The organism is Psychromonas sp. B3M02 (assembly GCF_003318165.1).
Classification (GTDB): Bacteria; Pseudomonadota; Gammaproteobacteria; order Enterobacterales; family Psychromonadaceae; genus Psychromonas.
In genome coordinates this window covers 1-16,787 of the sequence record NZ_QOCB01000153.1, presented here as the reverse complement: position 1 = coordinate 16,787, position 16,787 = coordinate 1, and the positions used below count along the sequence as shown (strand labels likewise).

Genomic DNA, 16,787 nt, shown 5'->3' with positions numbered 1-16,787 from the left:
TATTTTGATTGTAGAGTTTACTGCTTGGCGTAAAATTTGCTTTGAGTAGGTTGCTGATTCGTATTGATGGAAAATAGTTAAATAAGGGATTATTTTGGGGACTCGTTTACCGCCTTTGGAAGCATTACGCTATTTTGAGTGTGCTGCTCGTCATTTAAATTTTACAGCCGCAGCAAAGGAGTTATGTGTTTCTCAAAGTGCAGTCAGTCAAAAAGTTATTTTATTAGAGGAACATTTACAATATAAGGTCTTTGAACGTAAACCCAGGCAGTTACGCTTAACAGACAATGGTGAAGCCCTTTTCCAGTCTGTACATGGTGCCTTAAACCAAATTCGTGACACAGTAAATCACCTAGAATGCCATAAACAGGTCACACAGCTTGAAGTCTATTCAATGCCTGCGTTTGCTAGCCGTTGGTTAATGCCTTGTATCCATGACTTTCATGATGCTTATCCTAGTATTGATTTAAACCTTGCCGCTAACTTTGCAGAGCCTATCTATCGAAATGAAGAAGTTGATATTGGTATTTGCCATGGGGAGTGTGGCCAGTCGGATATGCAACAAGAGTTGCTGTTTAGAGATTATATTTACCCGGTTGCTAGTCCAGAGTTATTGAAAAAAGTGACCCTAAATACACCTGAAGATTTAAATAAAACCACTTTATTACATGATTCATTACCCCACGCTAAATTTGGTACTTCTTGGTCGCGTTGGTTGTCAGAGTTAAGTATTGAAGGAGTGGATTGCAATAGCGGTTATAGTTTTAATCAAGTGGACCTGATTGTTCAAGCGGCTTTGAATGGGCAAGGAGTGGCATTAGGGCGTCATGCTTTAGTTGCAAAAGAGATTGAAAATGGTCGATTGGTGCCGTTATTTGGTCATTCAGTTGAGGATGGTGGCATTTATGTTATGTACTTGAATAAGTTAGCCGATAGACCACAGGTCTCTGATTTTTTAGATTGGATTAAAGGCCAATCTCAAGTATTTGAACAGCAATATAATGTAAATAAATTGCTGCACCGATCTCGTTAATGTCTTTTGTGCAGGGTATAAACAAAGGCTTCTAACTCTTCAATATTTAAAGGTTTTGAGATGTAGTAGCCCTGAAACAGATCACAGCCATATTTAGATAATATTTTAGCGTGCTCAAGAGTTTCAATCCCTTCTGCTAATACGCGCATATTTAGGTTCTTACCCATGCTAATAATGCTTTTTACCATGGCTTTATCAACATTATTATCAGTGATGTGGTCCACAAAACTTTTATCTATTTTTAGCTCATCAATAGGCGCATCTCTTATCATGCTTAATGAAGAGTAACCGGTGCCAAAATCATCCAATGCAAGGGATATTTGATGCTTTTTCATTTTTTCAAATACAGGCAATAAAACGTCTAAGCTTTCAATAAATAAGCTTTCTGTGATTTCTATGGTTAACGGCAGACTTTTATCGCCAAAATCTTCAATACTTTGCATTAACACTTCAAAGAAGTTGAGTTGTACAAACTGCTTAACAGACACGTTAATGGCTAATGAGAAGCGTGTGGCTAATTTGTTTTGCAAGGCAGTTATCTCGTACATGGATTTATTCATTATATATTGCCCGAGTTTAGGCATTAAGCCTGTTTGCTCGGCAATAGGTATAAATATCTCCGGTGGAATAAAGCCTAGTTCACTGCTTTGCCAACGCACTAACGCTTCCACACCACAGAGCTTATAATGCTTATTTAGTTGTGGTTGGTAAACTAGCGTAATCTCATTATTTTCAATAGCATGGTATAGGGCTTGCTCTATTTTTGCCTGTTTCAATAATTGTTGATGAACCTTTTGTGAGAAGAATAGGTATTGGTTTTTACTGCTTTTAGCCATTGCCATGCTATTTTCCGCATAACTAATTAACGTATCTAAGCTTGTTGAATCATTGGGGTAACGAGTAACCCCCATCGAGCTAGTAATGTAAAAGGAGTTATTATTGATTGAATATGGGATAGCTAGGTTACGTAACAGTAAATCTGCAAAACCACGCACCACGTCCTCATTGTTATTTTCTAATAACAACACAAACTCATCACCACTGTAACGCACTAAGGTACCTGGAATAGTTCTTAAGCTCTCTTGAATTCTTTGACTCACTTCCTGCAATAAGATATCACCATACTTGTGACCAAATGAATCATTGATGTTTTTGAAGTTATCTAAATCAATATATAGCAGGGAAAAGGGCTGTTGGTGCTTCTTAAACTTCGCCACTAATTTACCTAATACCGTACGATTATAACAACCCGTTAAGTCATCATGTTCGGTAATATAGGTGAGTGCACTTAGCTTGCTTTTTTCAATATTTAATATCCATTTAAACAGTAAATAAGTGAGGGAGAGAAAAACCAAGTACAAAATAAAATAATACACAGTTGTGTACAGCAGTGGTTGATAAATATCACTTAGAGGGCGGCTGGTATGCACCCAAAATTTGAATTTATTGTCGTAACTAAGGCTGTGTAACAGTGGAATGCCGCTTGGGTACATGGTGACTTGTGCAACATCATTGCTCTCACGCAACAGGTTAAAACTAAGCCCTTGCTCTTGCAGTGCGGCTTCTGTTTCTGTTATTTGTTTTTCGGTGAGGGGATGAGCAAAGGTTGCATCATATCTTTCTGGTGGCATACCAGTATGTAAGAACTGATAAAAACTATGGTCGAGGGTGAGCATAATATTATTGCCAAAGGCTTGCGTATGGGACCATTTATTTTTTAAGTTTTCTAAAATGATCGCCGACGCAATAAAGCCTCTCACTTCGCCCTTATTATCTAATAAGGTTTTGCGTATCGGGATGATCCATTTTTTGGTGACAGGGGAAAGAATGGCACTACTGATCATCAACTTATCTTTTTCGAGGTCACCATGGAACCCATTATCAAAGTAATCGCTGGCTCGAGTGCTATATAAGTTCTCAGGAAGATTATCACTTTTGGCTAAGAATTTACCTTCAAGATCAAACACCACAAAGCCGATCAATAGTTCTGATTTCTTTAAAATACGTTCTAAGGTGAACTGGTTAAAATGCTCATCTTCATTAAAGTCTTCATTAATTAAGTCGAGCATAGTCTCATAGTGATTAAGTATCCCATGAATATCTGATTTGACGATTTTATTGACGTAAAATTGCTCATCTTGCCTTTTAGACAGCAATTCATCGTATCGTGCATTAATACTGGTAAGCAGTAATACGCTACTAATCGCAATCAGGCAGTAATAGATTAACCAGGCATTTTTATTTAACGATAACATTTTCAATACAAGTTCTCTTGTTTGGTTTAACTTTATCTATAACTGATTGAAGTTAAACGGATAAATTGATTTATATTGTTTTTGTAACCATTTTATCAACTACTAAACTCATTGTACTGATTAAAAAATTTACTGTTGTGTTGTAAGTTTCATTATTAGAAACATTGCTTATATAACGTTTCAATTTGAATGTAGTTGTTTTTTGCCGTGCAAAATTGAGATGACGTGTTTAATAGAGTGACTATTAGACTAATGTAAATAGTTTGTTTTGTAAGTTAAAATTATTAGCCTAATTCACATTAATAACAATAAAAAATCAATATGATTTTGAGATATTCATTAAATAGCTAAAAAAGCACAATATATAATGATGCAAATCAAACCATTACCCCAGTTTAAAAAGGTAAATTACACTGCAATGTTATTTGTGATCGATGTAACAAACAGTTTCGTTTATAATGCGCTCGGTATTAAAGGAAAGCTCGACGATATTACACTGTAAAAGAGTGCAAATACTGAGCCTATAAACATGTAGACAGAAATAAGAATTCTATAGTTTTTAAAAATGAGAGGACACATCATGTCAGTAAAAAAAATGGTTGATCTAGATTTAGCCGGTAAAAGAGTATTTATCCGTCAAGATCTTAATGTGCCAATTAAGGATGGCAAAGTTACATCTGATGCGCGTATTCGTGCTTCTATCCCAACAATTAAATTAGCCCTAGAAAAAGGTGCTAAGTTGATGATTACGTCGCACTTAGGTCGTCCTACTGAAGGCGCTTCTGCAGAAGAAAATGCAGCGTTCTCTCTACAACCTGTTGTTGATTACTTAAATGAAGCGCTAGATGTACCTGTTCGCCTAGCAACTGACTACCTAAACGGTTTAGAAGTAAATGAAGGTGAAGTAGTTGTACTTGAAAACGTTCGCTTTAACAAAGGCGAAAAGAAAAACGACGAAACATTATCTAAGCAGTTAGCTGCGTTATGTGATGTTTACGTAATGGATGCATTTGGTACGGCTCACCGTGCACAATCTTCTACTAATGGTGCTGGTCTATTTGCTCCTGTAGCATGTGCTGGTCCACTACTAGCTGCTGAATTAGAAGCACTAGGTAAAGCGATGGATAACCCAGCTCGCCCACTAGTTGCTATTGTTGGTGGTTCTAAAGTATCTACTAAACTAACAGTATTAGAGTCTCTATCTAAAATTGCTGACCAACTAGTTGTTGGCGGTGGTATTGCTAATACATTCATCGCAGCACAAGGCCACAATGTTGGTAAATCATTATACGAAGCAGACTTAGTTGATACCGCTAAAAAGCTAATGGTTGACTGTGCAATCCCAGTAGCAACTGACGTTGCTTGTGCAAAAGCATTCGATGAAAATGCTGAAGCTGAAATCAAAAACGTTGCTGACGTGCAAGATGACGACATGATCTTCGATCTAGGTCCTGAATCAACAGCTGCATTAGCGACTATTCTAAAAGAAGCAAAAACAATTCTTTGGAATGGCCCTGTTGGCGTATTTGAGTTTAAAAACTTTGAAGCAGGTACTGCAGGTATCTCAAAAGCAATTGCTGAATCAGCTGCATTCTCTGTTGCTGGCGGCGGCGATACACTTGCTGCGATTGATAAATTTAATATCACAGCAGACGTATCTTACATCTCAACGGGTGGCGGTGCCTTCCTTGAGTTTGTTGAAGGTAAAGAGTTGCCAGCCGTAGCAATGTTAGAGTTACGTGCCAACGATTAATCAAATGTTTATAGTGAGATCTTGATCTCGCTTTTTAATGCGTATTCTTTGTGCCATAATTGCCACATTAATACGCATAATTAAACTTATTCAAATTACAAACAATAGATAGGATATATCTCATGACTAAGATTTTAGACGTTGTACAACCTGGTGTTATCACTGGTGATGATGTTCAAAAAGTTTTTGCAGTAGCAAAAGAGCATAAATTTGCACTACCAGCGGTAAACGTTGTTGGTTCTGATTCAATCAACGCTGTACTTGAAGCTGCTGCTAAAGTTAAAGCGCCAGTTGTAATCCAATTCTCTAACGGCGGTGCTGTATTTAACGCTGGTAAAGGTCTTAAACTTGAAGGTCAAGAAGCTGCAATCTTAGGTGCTGTTTCTGGTGCTAAGCACGTTCACGCAATGGCTGCTGCTTACGGTGTTCCAGTTATTCTACATACTGACCACGCTGCTAAAAAATTACTACCATGGATCGACGGACTACTAGACGCTTCTGAAGCTCACTTCGCAGAAACTGGTAAGCCACTATTCTCTTCACACATGATCGATCTTTCTGAAGAGCCTCTAGAAGAAAACATTGAAATCTGTGCTAAATACCTAGCTCGCATGGAAAAAATGGGTATGACGCTAGAAATCGAACTAGGTTGTACTGGTGGTGAAGAAGACGGTGTTGATAACTCTGATATGGATGAGTCTTTACTTTACACTCAACCATCTGAAGTTGATTACGCATACGTTGAACTATCAAAAATCAGCCCACGTTTCACTATCGCTGCTTCTTTCGGTAACGTACACGGTGTATACAAGCCAGGTAACGTTAAACTAACGCCAACAATCCTACGTGATTCACAAGCATACGTTTCTGAAAAGCACGGTATTGCTGCTGACGCACTAAACTTCGTATTCCACGGTGGTTCTGGTTCTTCTGAAGCAGAGATCCAAGAGTCTATCGGTTACGGTGTTATCAAAATGAACATCGATACAGATACACAGTGGGCATGTTGGGATGGCGTTCGTGTTTACGAAGCTGCTAACCGCGATTACTTACAAGGCCAAATTGGTAACCCAACTGGTCCTGACGCACCTAACAAAAAATACTACGACCCACGTGTATGGTTACGTGCAGGCCAAGCATCAATGGTTACTCGTCTAGAGAAAGCATTTGCTGACCTTAACGCTGTAGACGTACTATAATTTTACTGACCCTTCAGTAAGATAAAGAGCCAGCTTAATTGCTGGCTTTTTTATGCCTATTAGAAAGCTAAGTTTTTGACGCTTCATAGATAGGAGCGATGGTTGCTGCTAGTGCGGCATTGAAGTCTGCATCAGGTTGCCCATCATATAAATTATCCGTTAATACACGTGAGAAGCTTGCAATAACACCCTTGTTCTCAGTTAAACGGCGATTTGCTTCTGCGATATGGTATCCGCCGGATAATGCGACTACTTTGACTACATTAGGATGGTTGATACAAGGCGCATAAAAGTTTGCAGACTCAGGTAGTGAGATTTTTAGCATGACTAATTCATTAGCATCAAGTAAATCTAGCTGCGTTAATAATTGTTCTCTTAATAAGGCTTCAGCAGCAGCCTTTTCTGGGCTATTAATATCTACTTCTGGCTCGATAATTGGCACTAAACCCGCCGCACAAATTTGTTTAGCGACTTCAAACTGTTGCTCTACTAACGCTTGTATACCCTCTGCATTCGATAATTTAACAACTGAGCGCATCTTGGTACCAAATACATCTTTTGCTTTAGCTTTTTTTAATAGCTCATCTAAACCTGGAATTGGCTTCATTAATTGCACACCATTTTCTTCAGCTTCAAGCCCTTTGTCGACTTTAAGGAATGGCACTATATTTTTTTCTTCCCATAAATATAACGATGAAGGTTTTCCTTTAATGTCACGGTTTAAGGTATTTTCAAATAGGATAGACCCTAGTACGAGATCATCTGTAAAAGAAGGGCTGGTGATAATACGAGAGCGCATGGCATGGACTAAATCAAACATCTCTTGGTCATTACTATAGGCATCTTCATTTATGCCATAACTCTTAAGCGCTGTGGGTGTGCTGCCTCCACTTTGATCCAATGCTGCGATAAAACCTAACTCTTCTTTAAATCTATTAAGCTGTTTTTCAAATGTTCGCATGATGACTCCCAACAAGTTAAATAGTACATATTAATATACATCTCATATTTTTAAATGAAAGTAGTTATCATTGACTTTAATTACTGTTCAGTCATTGACAATTATAAAATAATTTAAAATCAGCAAGTTAAATTGACGTGGTAACAGTGATAAATTAAAAATTTTTCTTCGCTCTTTTTGTAAAAAAAAGATGAACTTTTGTGTGCTAAGCAGGTCGATCAATTATTGCTATATTCCTTTGTTATTAATTCGAGAATCCCATGAAAAAACCAAACCTTGCGTTGTTGATCTGCCTACTAACTCCTTTCTCTTGGGCTAACGCTAACAGTTTACCTGCTCAACCCCATATCTCAGTATCAGGTCAAGCCAAGTTAGAAGTGAAACCTGATACCGTAAGCATTAAATTTCAGTCTGTTGCGGTTGAAAATGATAGTGATAACGCTAAGCAAGTTGTTGATAAGCAGGTTGAGAATATATTAATTGCTTTAAAAGAAGGTGGTTTTTCTCAATCATTATTGAAGCGTGCTGATATTCAAATCCGCCCTGAATTTGAATATATCGAAAAACAACGAACACAAATTGGTGTGAAGGCGATACGTAACCTTAGTTATCAGTTAGATGATGTGACCAAGGTGAATGAGTTTTTGCAGGTGTTAGTGAAAAGCGATATTTCTAATATTGGGCAAATTAACTATGCGTTAAAAGAACCCAAACAATGGCAACAGAAAGTGCGTAATTTAGCGGTGCAAGACTCTATCAACAAAGCTAAAGGTTTAGCAGACAACTACCAAGCAACACTAGGTGATATCTTCTCTATCAACTACCAAGCGAGTAATGCCCGTCCTGTTTTAATGCGAACAATGAAGAGTGATCAAATACCTCCAAGCTACCAAAACAATCAAATTACTATTACTGATAGTGTTGATGCTGTTTTTTTATTAGAGCCTTAGGCACTGATGATAGTTAATTGTTGGTTGTTGGCCTTGAATTGAATTTTTTTAAGACTGATTGGTAAAAACAGCGCCTCTAAATGTTTTATAAAAGGGGCGCACTGTGAGTCTGTTAAACTGGTTTCAATGCTTAAATAAGTGCTCAGCTTTTCTGGCGTTAAATGAATGGTCAGATAATCTTTTTGGTTAATCGCATTCAGTGAATAGCCTTTAGGTTTAAAACTGAAGTGGTCGATCGTCAAGCTATCAAAGAAATCAGTAAACCTTAGCGTCTTTAAAATAGAGGCTTTATCTATATGCTTACTTTGTAAACTCTCTGCAAACTCACCACGTAAGCCATGTAGCATATAAATCCCCTGTGTAGGGATAGTGTGTGTAGAGATATCACCAAAGACAAACAGATCCCCTTGATAATCCTCCCTACAATGCTGCAGGTGCCCATTAAACTGTTTTTCTAATAACATCCTATCTTGTTGGAAGTTTGTGGCTTGTAATTGCGGTTTGAGGGCTTGATGGCGTTGAAAGATCAATGTCGATATCTTTTGCTTAGTTAATTGCTGTTGGATAAACAAAGCTGCTTTAACTAATTGTGTATTACCACAGGTGATCAGCAGTAATTTATCTTCCCAGATAAATAAGCTAGATTCAGATAACAGGTAGGCACTAATGTGGTGGTTGTTAATATTAGAGATGATTTCAGCACCAGCATAAGAGACTAAATTATGCCAAAAGCTTTGCTCGAGCGTTAAAAGGTTGAGATCTTTAGTGCAAATGAATAATCGTTTTTCAGTACCTTCGTAAAACACTCAATAAACCTTATAACCAACAATAAATGACGAGCTTACCTGCTAGTTTACCGTAATACTAAAGCTTTATGTTTATATTTATAAAAGAGTGGTTAATAAGGTGACGGAAGTTTTAGTTCATAAAAGCAAACGATTTAAACAAAGAGCTAACCAAGGACATTTCCGTGCAGATACAAAAAAGCCACAACTAAATGAATAGTTGTGGTTTGAGTGATGGTGCTTCGTCTCGCTGATTTTTAAACAAAGAGTTAAACCAAGGACATTTCCGTGCAGATACAAAAAAGCCACAACTAAATGAATAGTTGTGGCTTGAGGAATCGTTACAAAATAACTTGCGCTAAAGTGTTTCCAAAAAGCCTTAAATGATTGGCTATTTTGAAAACAAAAGCGCAAATAATGTTGAAGCCGATCCTTTAATGATGGTGCTTCGTCTCGCTGATTTTTAAACAAAGAGCTAACCAAGGACATTTCCGTGCAGATACAACAAAGCCACAACTAAATGAATAGTTGTGGTTTGAGTAATGGTGCTTCGTCTCGCTGATTTTTAAACAAAGAGCTAACCAAGGACATTTCCGTGCAGATACAAAAAAGCCACAACTAAATGAATAGTTGTGGTTTGAGTGATGGTGCTTCGTCTCGCTGATTTTTAAACAAAGAGCTAACCAAGGACATTTCCGTGCAGATACAAAAAGCCACAACTAAATGAATAGTTGCGGCTTTAATTATGGTGCTTCGTCTCGCTGATTTTTAAACAAAGAGCTAACCAAGGACATTTCCGTGCAGATACAAAAAAGCCACAACTAAATGAATAGTTGTGGCTTGAATGATGGTGCTTCGTCTCGGAATTGAACCAAGGACACGAGGATTTTCAATCCTCTGCTCTACCGACTGAGCTAACGAAGCAAAACTTTTTATTTATTAACTAAGTTAATAAATGTTCATCTTACGATGAGTATAAATGGTGCCGACTACCGGAGTCGAACTGGTGACCTACTGATTACAAGTCAGTTGCTCTACCTACTGAGCTAAGTCGGCACATAAAACGTTCTGAGCTTTCGCTCTGTTTACTGATTGAAATTAATCTTTTCAGTAAAACTGAATAATGGTGCTTCGTCTCGGAATTGAACCAAGGACACGAGGATTTTCAATCCTCTGCTCTACCGACTGAGCTAACGAAGCATCTTGTTCTTAACAATTTTAAACTCTGTCTGAAACTAATCGACCGAGCTAACTAATCAGGAACGAGGCGTATTAAATAGACTTTAGTGTGTATCGTCAACCTATTTTTACAGTTTTATTAACATTTCAACGTGTTTGCTCGTGCTTTGAACGTTAAGTGCTCTAATTGTGAACACTCAACATTGTTAGATTAATCTTTAGGTGTAAAACCTTCGATCTCAACATCTTTTTCTTCAAACAAGAAACCAAGCATTGCTTCTTGGATCAATGCACGATCTTCTGCTTGCATCAGGTTTAATTTTTTCTCATTAATTAACATGGTTTGTTTATGTTGCCATATTGCCCATGCTTCCTGACTGATATTGTCGTAAATGCGTTTACCAACTTCACCTGGAATTAATTGATACGCTAAACCAGGCGCTTCTTTTTTCAAATAGGTACAAAATACAGTACGAGACATTGTTTATTCCTTAGTGCGTTGTTTTATTAACGGTATTTAATATTTTTTTAGTTGCTGCCGCTAATCCCACTTTTTGCGGGTGTTGTAAGTTATACCAAAGCTGACCAGTTTGTTCCATGACTTGTTGGCTATCTTGTTTGTTGAACTCCACCAATATTGGTGAAATATCAAAATGATAATGGCTAAAGGTATGACGAAAAGTCGCCAATTCAGTGGCTTTATAATCTGTGATACCAATGTCAGCTAAACTGGCTAATGCTGATTCATTATCGGTGAATTCAGGGAAACACCATAATCCACCCCAAATACCGGTTGGTGGGCGTTGTATTAACTGAATCGCTTGTTGTTTGTCTTTTAATACCAGCATTACAGCGGTTTTTACCGGGATTTTCTTTTTTGCTTTGGGGGTTGGATAATCTGTCATGCAGTTATCAGCTAAGGCTAAGCAATCATCGGATACAGGGCACTCTCCACATTTAGGTTTACTACGAGTGCAAATCATTGCCCCCATATCCATCATGGCTTGGTTAAACACATTAGTGTTTTTCTTGGGAGTCACTTTATCAGCTAATGCCCAAAGTTGATTCTCTACTTTCTTTTCGCCAGTCCAGCCTTCGATTTTTTGATGGCGTGTTAACACACGTTTGACATTACCATCAAGAATAGGGAAGTGTTTGTTTAAGGTCAGTGATAATACAGCGCCTGCTGTCGAGCGACCAATGCCAGGTAATGCGAGTACATCATCAAACTGTTCAGGAAACTCTCCATTGAACTGGTCTCTGATAATTTGTGCTGCCTTGTGCAAGTTACGAGCACGGGCGTAATAACCCAATCCTGTCCAATGATGTAATACTTCATCAATAGGTGCATTCGCCAAATAGGAAATAGAAGGAAATGAGCGCATAAATATAGTAAAATAGGGGATCACAGTCGCCACTTGCGTCTGTTGTAACATAACTTCACTGACCCAAGTCTTATATAAACTCTTATCTATTTGCCAAGGTAAGGTTTTACGACCATGTTGTTGGTGCCAATCATTGATTCTTTGGCTAAAATGCAACTCACTCACTAGAAACTCTTCGATAATAAAAAAGAGCGCTAGTCTAGCAGAGTTGCACAATTAATATAACATTGCATAATGCACGGCTAATTAGCCCAGGATTAACTTTGAAAGGTAAGAAAATGACAGAGCATGACCAGTCTGCGACAGATAATGGAACAGAAGAAAACAACATTGAAAACACGAAAGAGAAATATATTCGTAAAATTCGTTCTTTTGTTAAACGTGAAGGACGCATGACTAAACGTCAGCAAACTGCTATTGATGATTTATGGCCAACCATGGGTGTAGATTACCAAGAGCAGCAGATCGACTTTACAGAGTTATTCGGTAATGCTAATCCAGTTGTGTTAGAAATTGGTTTTGGTATGGGTAAGTCATTGATAGAGATGGCTAAAAATACACCGGAGAAAAACTTCTTAGGCATTGAAGTACATGGCCCTGGTGTTGGTGCTTGTTTAGCTGATGCTGGTGAAGCAGGCGTGACTAACCTACGTGTAATGAATCACGATGCAGTTGAAGTGCTAGAGTTTATGATCCCTGATCAAAGCCTATCAACTTTCCAATTATACTTTCCAGATCCTTGGCATAAAGCACGTCATCACAAACGCCGTATCGTGCAACCAGCATTTATTGAAAACATGCGTCCTAAACTAGCGATTGGTGGTGTTATCCACATGGCAACAGATTGGGAAAACTACGCTGAGCATATGTTAGAAGTATTACAAGCGGCGACTGATTTTAAAAACATCAGCAGCGAAGGTGACTATGCACCACGTCCAGATTGGCGCCCACTAACTAAGTTTGAATCTCGTGGTCACCGTTTAGGTCATGGCGTATGGGATTTATTGTTTGAACGTATTAGCTAAATTATACCTTAAAGTGATTTAAGGCTTAGCGATTAAGTTGACAAAAAAAGCGAGTGTTGTTCATTATCAATACTCGCTTTTTTTATGTTTTTTTTAGGTGATGGGTAGATTCTATGAATAACAATATTGAAAACCCGTTAATTTGGCCTTTGTTAAGCCTGATTGAAGCAGCTGAAGAGAGCTGTCAAATTCATCATCTTGCTACTGAATTGCAAAAAGAGGGTTTATTAGCGGATTTAGATAAGGCTCCTAATAAAGCCTTGTTCAAAAGAAACTTCTTGTTGATGAATGCCTTGTATCAATTACAAGCGATACTACTGCCTGCACAATGGTTACAAGTAGAAGCCATGAACATTCAACTATTTGAACAGCCTCCAGTCAATATTGAACAGGCAATGGAGCAAACATCCGCCTTACGCAGTTATTATTTAGATTGGCAATATTTTGAAACAGGCTCCGATGACATAGAGGCAATGTTGAGTGATTTTTGGAACCGTTATCATCAAATCATTAGCTCAACAGGCACTGCCATTGATAAAGCTAATGCCTTACAAGTCTTTGAACTAGATGAACAAGCTTCATCACAGCAGATACGCCAACAATGGCGACGATTAGCCTTGCAATTTCACCCAGATAGGCCAACAGGGGACAAAGATAAATTTCGACAAGCTTGCGAAGCATGGCAAGTGTTAAAATGCTAGTTAACGATTATATCTTTCGAGATAGATGGTAGAGCGTTGGACACTATATTATGGAGATAATACTTTCAATATTGTTTCAACTTACCTGCTTTCTTCGTTATAAAGGAAAATGAATTCACTTCTACCTAAAAAATATTTATAAATACTTTCTAAATATGTATTTTTCAAGTAATTGATTTTTAATTACTTTAATGCATTGTAGTGGCTATCTTATCTGTTTTTTCTTAAAGGCTCGCTGGGTAATTATTAAAATATAGCTATAATTGAGTATTCCTGTTTAATAATTAAGCTTGTTAAGCTGTTTTTTAACCGTAAATACTTTTTCTTGTTAACAATCCTATTTTGCAAATAACGTATTTTATGAAATCAATACTGCAGTTAATAAATTGAATAGAGCACGACTAAGCGTGTCATTTTTATAATGATATATAACATTTTATAGATTAAATTTATCTTTAAATACTACATGGATAGAGCAAACACAACTATGACGTTAACCACTAAAATTTCAGCATGGGTAATGGGTATGACTAACTTAACCCTAGGCTTATCAACACCTGCATTTGCCGCTGATGAATATGAGAGTTATTCATTACGATTTTCCACAGAAGTAGAGGGCACGGTTGATAGTGACACGCTTTCATTAACACCAACTACCTATATTGTTGGTGGTGATGACGCTGAACGAGAATATCCTTGGATGGTCGCTTTATATAGTTCAGGTAACTTTATTTGTGGTGGCGTGTTAATTAGTTCGAACTGGATAGCCACTGCTGCTCATTGTGTTTATGACACTGACGATAGCGATGGTAATGCCACTGCGACTGATGCGTCTACGTTTAGTGTTGTGATTGGTGAGTCAACCCATTATTCGACAACCACTCTAGCAGAGCAAGCAGATGTTTCCGTTTATGAGTTAAGTGATGTAACCATTCAACCTAACTATGAAACAGAGACATACGATTATGATATTGCGTTATTGAAATTAGAATCTGCTTATTACCAACCTGGCCCTGCGTTACCTTTAGTCAGCCAATTTAATGCTATTGAAGAAGGCGAGATACTGACTGTTATAGGTTATGGGAAAATGTCAGGTGCAGAAGATGCTACTGCAGAAGAGACTATACCCACCACACTTCAAGAAGGTGATTTGCCGTTTATCCCTACTAATCAATGTTATTGGAATAATTTTGATTCAGTAACAGATAATATGTTCTGTGCTGGTTATTCTGCTAATGATGATTTGGATGTTGATAGTTGTTCTGGTGACAGTGGTGGTCCAGTGTTTGCCGATCTAGATGGACAATTAACCCTGGTTGGTTTAGTAAGTTGGGGATCATCGACCTGTGCCGATGCTCCTGGTGTTTATACTAATGTAAGTAATTTACGTACTTGGGTACTAGAAAATATTGATGGAATTCAGGTCGTTGAAGAAGGTACTGCGGTTTATGATGCTGACAGCGAAACCTTCACTTCTGGATTATTAAGTGTTTATCAATATGGGGATGATTTAGAAACTTACTCGGATATTGGAGAATTATCGTTTGATGACGAAAGTTACAGCGATACCATTAACGTAAGCGATGCATGTAGTGATAGCTTTTTGTATTCAACTGAGGAATACATTGCTAGTTGCCAAATTGAGTTCGACCTTAATGATGCTATTAGTGATGGTAGTGTATTCACTGCAACATTATTAGTGAATGATGATAGCGATGCCGATGATTCGACAGAGGCATCAGACGATTCGACGACGTCAGATGAAGATACAACCATTGCTGTCGTCACTATCAGCGATGATGACACGAGCACAGCCGATGATACTACAGATACAAGCGATGATGCTAGCGATACAACTGAAGATGTAACGGATACGACTGATGATGAAGCTGATCGAAGTGACGATACTTCTGACACAAGTGATGACAGCAGCAATACGTCTGATGATGAGACAGATACAACGACTTCAAGTAGCTCAAGTGGTGGTAGCCTCGGTTTCATCAGCTTATTTATTTTAGGCTGCATTGCGGTAAGACGTAGACAAACTGTGTAAAGCTATCTGCCAATAATGCCTCTAAAAAGCCATCGTTTTAAAGATGGCTTTTTTGTTTGTAGAAAGCAGCTTTGTCTAGGAAAAGTGAATTCAGATTTAATAGATCGGCTCAGTCCAATCAACAATTCCACGAATAAGCGTCTTTAATTTCAACTAAGCATCGCTTCTCTTAACTTAAAATTGAGGGGAAAGACTAGATGATAACTACCTCATATCTCTTTATGTATAGCTATTTCGTTGAAGTTAAATGGTCATTATTTAGTCATATTATTGCAATGTATTATCATTAGCATCCCTGTAATTAAAATAATCAGGGAAAGTCTTAATATGGAAAACGTCGAAACAGTACTACCTAACCGAAGTGAATCAGAAAACTCGAACAACTACATACAATGGATAACCGTTGCTCTCCTTATTTATCTGTTAATTTGTGCCGTGGGTATTATCGGTAGTGGCTTTAAAATGTCTGTGGGTGGGCATGCAACAGAGCTATTTGCTTTTGCAAGCAACCCATTTGCAGGCTTAGTGGTTGGAATTGTAGCGACAGCGTTAATTCAATCATCTTCTACCGTCACGTCTATTATTGTTGGTTTAGTCGCGGGTGGTTTACCTGTCGAACTTGCTGTGCCTATGGTGATGGGAGCAAATGTTGGTACTTCAATTACTAATACGATTGTGTCACTTGGCCATGTACGCGCAAAGGAAGAGTTCAAACGTGCTTTTTCTGCTGCGACAGTACATGACTTCTTTAATCTGTTATCTGTACTTATTTTCTTACCATTAGAAATTGCCTTTGGTTTTTTAGAAAGAATGGGGGGCTGGTTAGCTAGTTTATTTTATGGAGCTGGAGATACATCTATTAAAGGCTTTAACTTTGTTAAAGCAGCCACTGCTCCGGTTGTGGATTCATTTAAAAGTGTAGGTAATTCGTTAGGCGAACAAGTTGGTGGGGTGTCATTAATCATTGTTGGTATACTATTAATTTTTGTGGCGATTACGTTAGTTGGTAAGTTACTGAAAAAGCTAATGGTAGGTAAAGCAAAAGGTATTATGCATACGGCTATCGGACGCGGCCCGGTTTCAGGTATTACCTCTGGTACATTAGTAACAATTTTAGTGCAATCCTCTTCAACAACTACTTCATTAATGATTCCTTTGGCTGGCTCAGGCGCATTTAAATTAAAAGATATTTATCCATTCACACTGGGGGCAAATATCGGCACTTGTATTACAGCTGTATTAGCCGCCACTGCTGTTACTGGTAATGCAGAAGCCGCATTGCAAATTGCATTTATTCACTTGGTATATAACATTTTAGGTGTATTGGTGATTTACGGCATTCCTGCATTACGTAATTTACCTGTTAAAGCAGCTGAAGCATTAGGCGCTACAGCAGCAGAAAACAAGTTTGCTGCACTGGGTTATATCCTAGGAGTGTTCTTTGTTATTCCTGCTCTGTGTTTAACAGTAAGCAGTATTATTTAATCCATTTTATACCAATTGTATTA

The 16,787-nt window shown here is 37.9% G+C and carries 13 protein-coding genes and 3 tRNA genes; 8 read left to right on the top strand and 8 right to left on the bottom strand.

The features are described 5' to 3' along the window. The first annotated feature begins 94 nt into the window (after positions 1-94). Positions 95-1,033 carry a LysR substrate-binding domain-containing protein gene (locus DS885_RS16895; protein WP_113820563.1) on the top strand — a complete coding sequence of 313 codons (939 nt, stop codon included), beginning with the start codon at positions 95-97 and terminating at the stop codon, positions 1,031-1,033. Here DS885_RS16895 and DS885_RS16890 read toward each other — a convergent pair. Continuing rightward, on the bottom strand, positions 1,030-3,288 hold the full coding sequence (locus DS885_RS16890; RefSeq protein WP_113820562.1) for a bifunctional diguanylate cyclase/phosphodiesterase: 2,259 nt from the start codon (positions 3,286-3,288) through the stop codon (positions 1,030-1,032). The two genes, DS885_RS16895 and DS885_RS16890, sit on opposite strands and share 4 nt — an antisense overlap. A 580-nt stretch (positions 3,289-3,868) precedes the next feature. On the opposite strand from DS885_RS16890, the gene DS885_RS16885 reads away from it, so the two are divergent. Then, on the top strand, positions 3,869-5,041 hold the full coding sequence (locus tag DS885_RS16885; RefSeq protein ID WP_113820561.1) for a phosphoglycerate kinase: 1,173 nt from the start codon (positions 3,869-3,871) through the stop codon (positions 5,039-5,041). A 122-nt stretch (positions 5,042-5,163) separates the two neighbouring features. Then, a complete protein-coding gene (fbaA, locus tag DS885_RS16880; RefSeq protein ID WP_113820560.1) occupies positions 5,164-6,240 on the top strand; it encodes a class II fructose-bisphosphate aldolase in 1,077 nt (358 codons plus the stop codon). 67 nt (positions 6,241-6,307) lie between these two features. Here fbaA and DS885_RS16875 read toward each other — a convergent pair whose 3' ends face one another. Beyond that, positions 6,308-7,201: a fructose bisphosphate aldolase gene (locus tag DS885_RS16875; RefSeq protein WP_113820559.1), complete on the bottom strand. Its 894-nt coding sequence runs from the start codon at positions 7,199-7,201 to the stop codon at positions 6,308-6,310. A 260-nt stretch (positions 7,202-7,461) separates the two neighbouring features. Between DS885_RS16875 and DS885_RS16870 the strand changes: the two genes are divergently transcribed. Beyond that, positions 7,462-8,151: an SIMPL domain-containing protein gene (locus DS885_RS16870; RefSeq protein ID WP_113820558.1), complete on the top strand. Its 690-nt coding sequence runs from the start codon at positions 7,462-7,464 to the stop codon at positions 8,149-8,151. On the opposite strand, the gene DS885_RS16865 is transcribed toward DS885_RS16870, so the two are convergent. From DS885_RS16865 to mutY, 6 genes are all read right to left on the bottom strand, one after another. Further along, complete coding sequence (locus tag DS885_RS16865) at positions 8,148-8,957, bottom strand: S-adenosylmethionine decarboxylase (protein WP_113820557.1); 810 nt, start codon at positions 8,955-8,957, stop codon at positions 8,148-8,150. The two genes, DS885_RS16870 and DS885_RS16865, sit on opposite strands and share 4 nt — an antisense overlap. 827 nt (positions 8,958-9,784) lie before the next feature. Beyond that, a tRNA-Phe gene (locus tag DS885_RS16860) sits at positions 9,785-9,860 on the bottom strand. A gap of 56 nt (positions 9,861-9,916) precedes the next feature. Further along, a tRNA-Thr gene (locus DS885_RS16855) sits at positions 9,917-9,992 on the bottom strand. 68 nt (positions 9,993-10,060) lie between these two features. Further along, positions 10,061-10,136: transfer RNA gene (locus DS885_RS16850), tRNA-Phe, on the bottom strand. A 190-nt stretch (positions 10,137-10,326) separates the two neighbouring features. Beyond that, a complete protein-coding gene (locus tag DS885_RS16845) occupies positions 10,327-10,596 on the bottom strand; it encodes an oxidative damage protection protein (protein ID WP_113820556.1) in 270 nt (89 codons plus the stop codon). Positions 10,597-10,606: 10 nt separating this feature from the next. Then, a complete protein-coding gene (gene mutY, locus DS885_RS16840; protein WP_113820555.1) occupies positions 10,607-11,665 on the bottom strand; it encodes an A/G-specific adenine glycosylase in 1,059 nt (352 codons plus the stop codon). A 113-nt stretch (positions 11,666-11,778) separates the two neighbouring features. On the opposite strand from mutY, the gene trmB reads away from it, so the two are divergent. The 4 genes from trmB (at position 11,779) to DS885_RS16820 (ending at position 16,764) form a co-directional block, all read left to right on the top strand. Continuing rightward, the gene (trmB, locus tag DS885_RS16835; RefSeq protein WP_113820554.1) at positions 11,779-12,525 is read left to right on the top strand and encodes a tRNA (guanosine(46)-N7)-methyltransferase TrmB; all 747 of its coding nucleotides are present in this window, start codon (positions 11,779-11,781) and stop codon (positions 12,523-12,525) included. 113 nt (positions 12,526-12,638) lie between these two features. Further along, positions 12,639-13,226, top strand: a complete 588-nt coding sequence (locus DS885_RS16830; RefSeq protein WP_113820553.1) for a DNA-J related domain-containing protein — start codon at positions 12,639-12,641, stop codon at positions 13,224-13,226. Between the two features lie 487 nt (positions 13,227-13,713). Beyond that, entirely contained in the window at positions 13,714-15,279 is a 1,566-nt protein-coding gene (locus tag DS885_RS16825) for a serine protease (RefSeq protein ID WP_181817790.1), read from the top strand. A gap of 327 nt (positions 15,280-15,606) precedes the next feature. Next, complete coding sequence (locus tag DS885_RS16820) at positions 15,607-16,764, top strand: Na/Pi symporter (RefSeq protein ID WP_113820552.1); 1,158 nt, start codon at positions 15,607-15,609, stop codon at positions 16,762-16,764. Positions 16,765-16,787 lie beyond the last annotated feature (23 nt).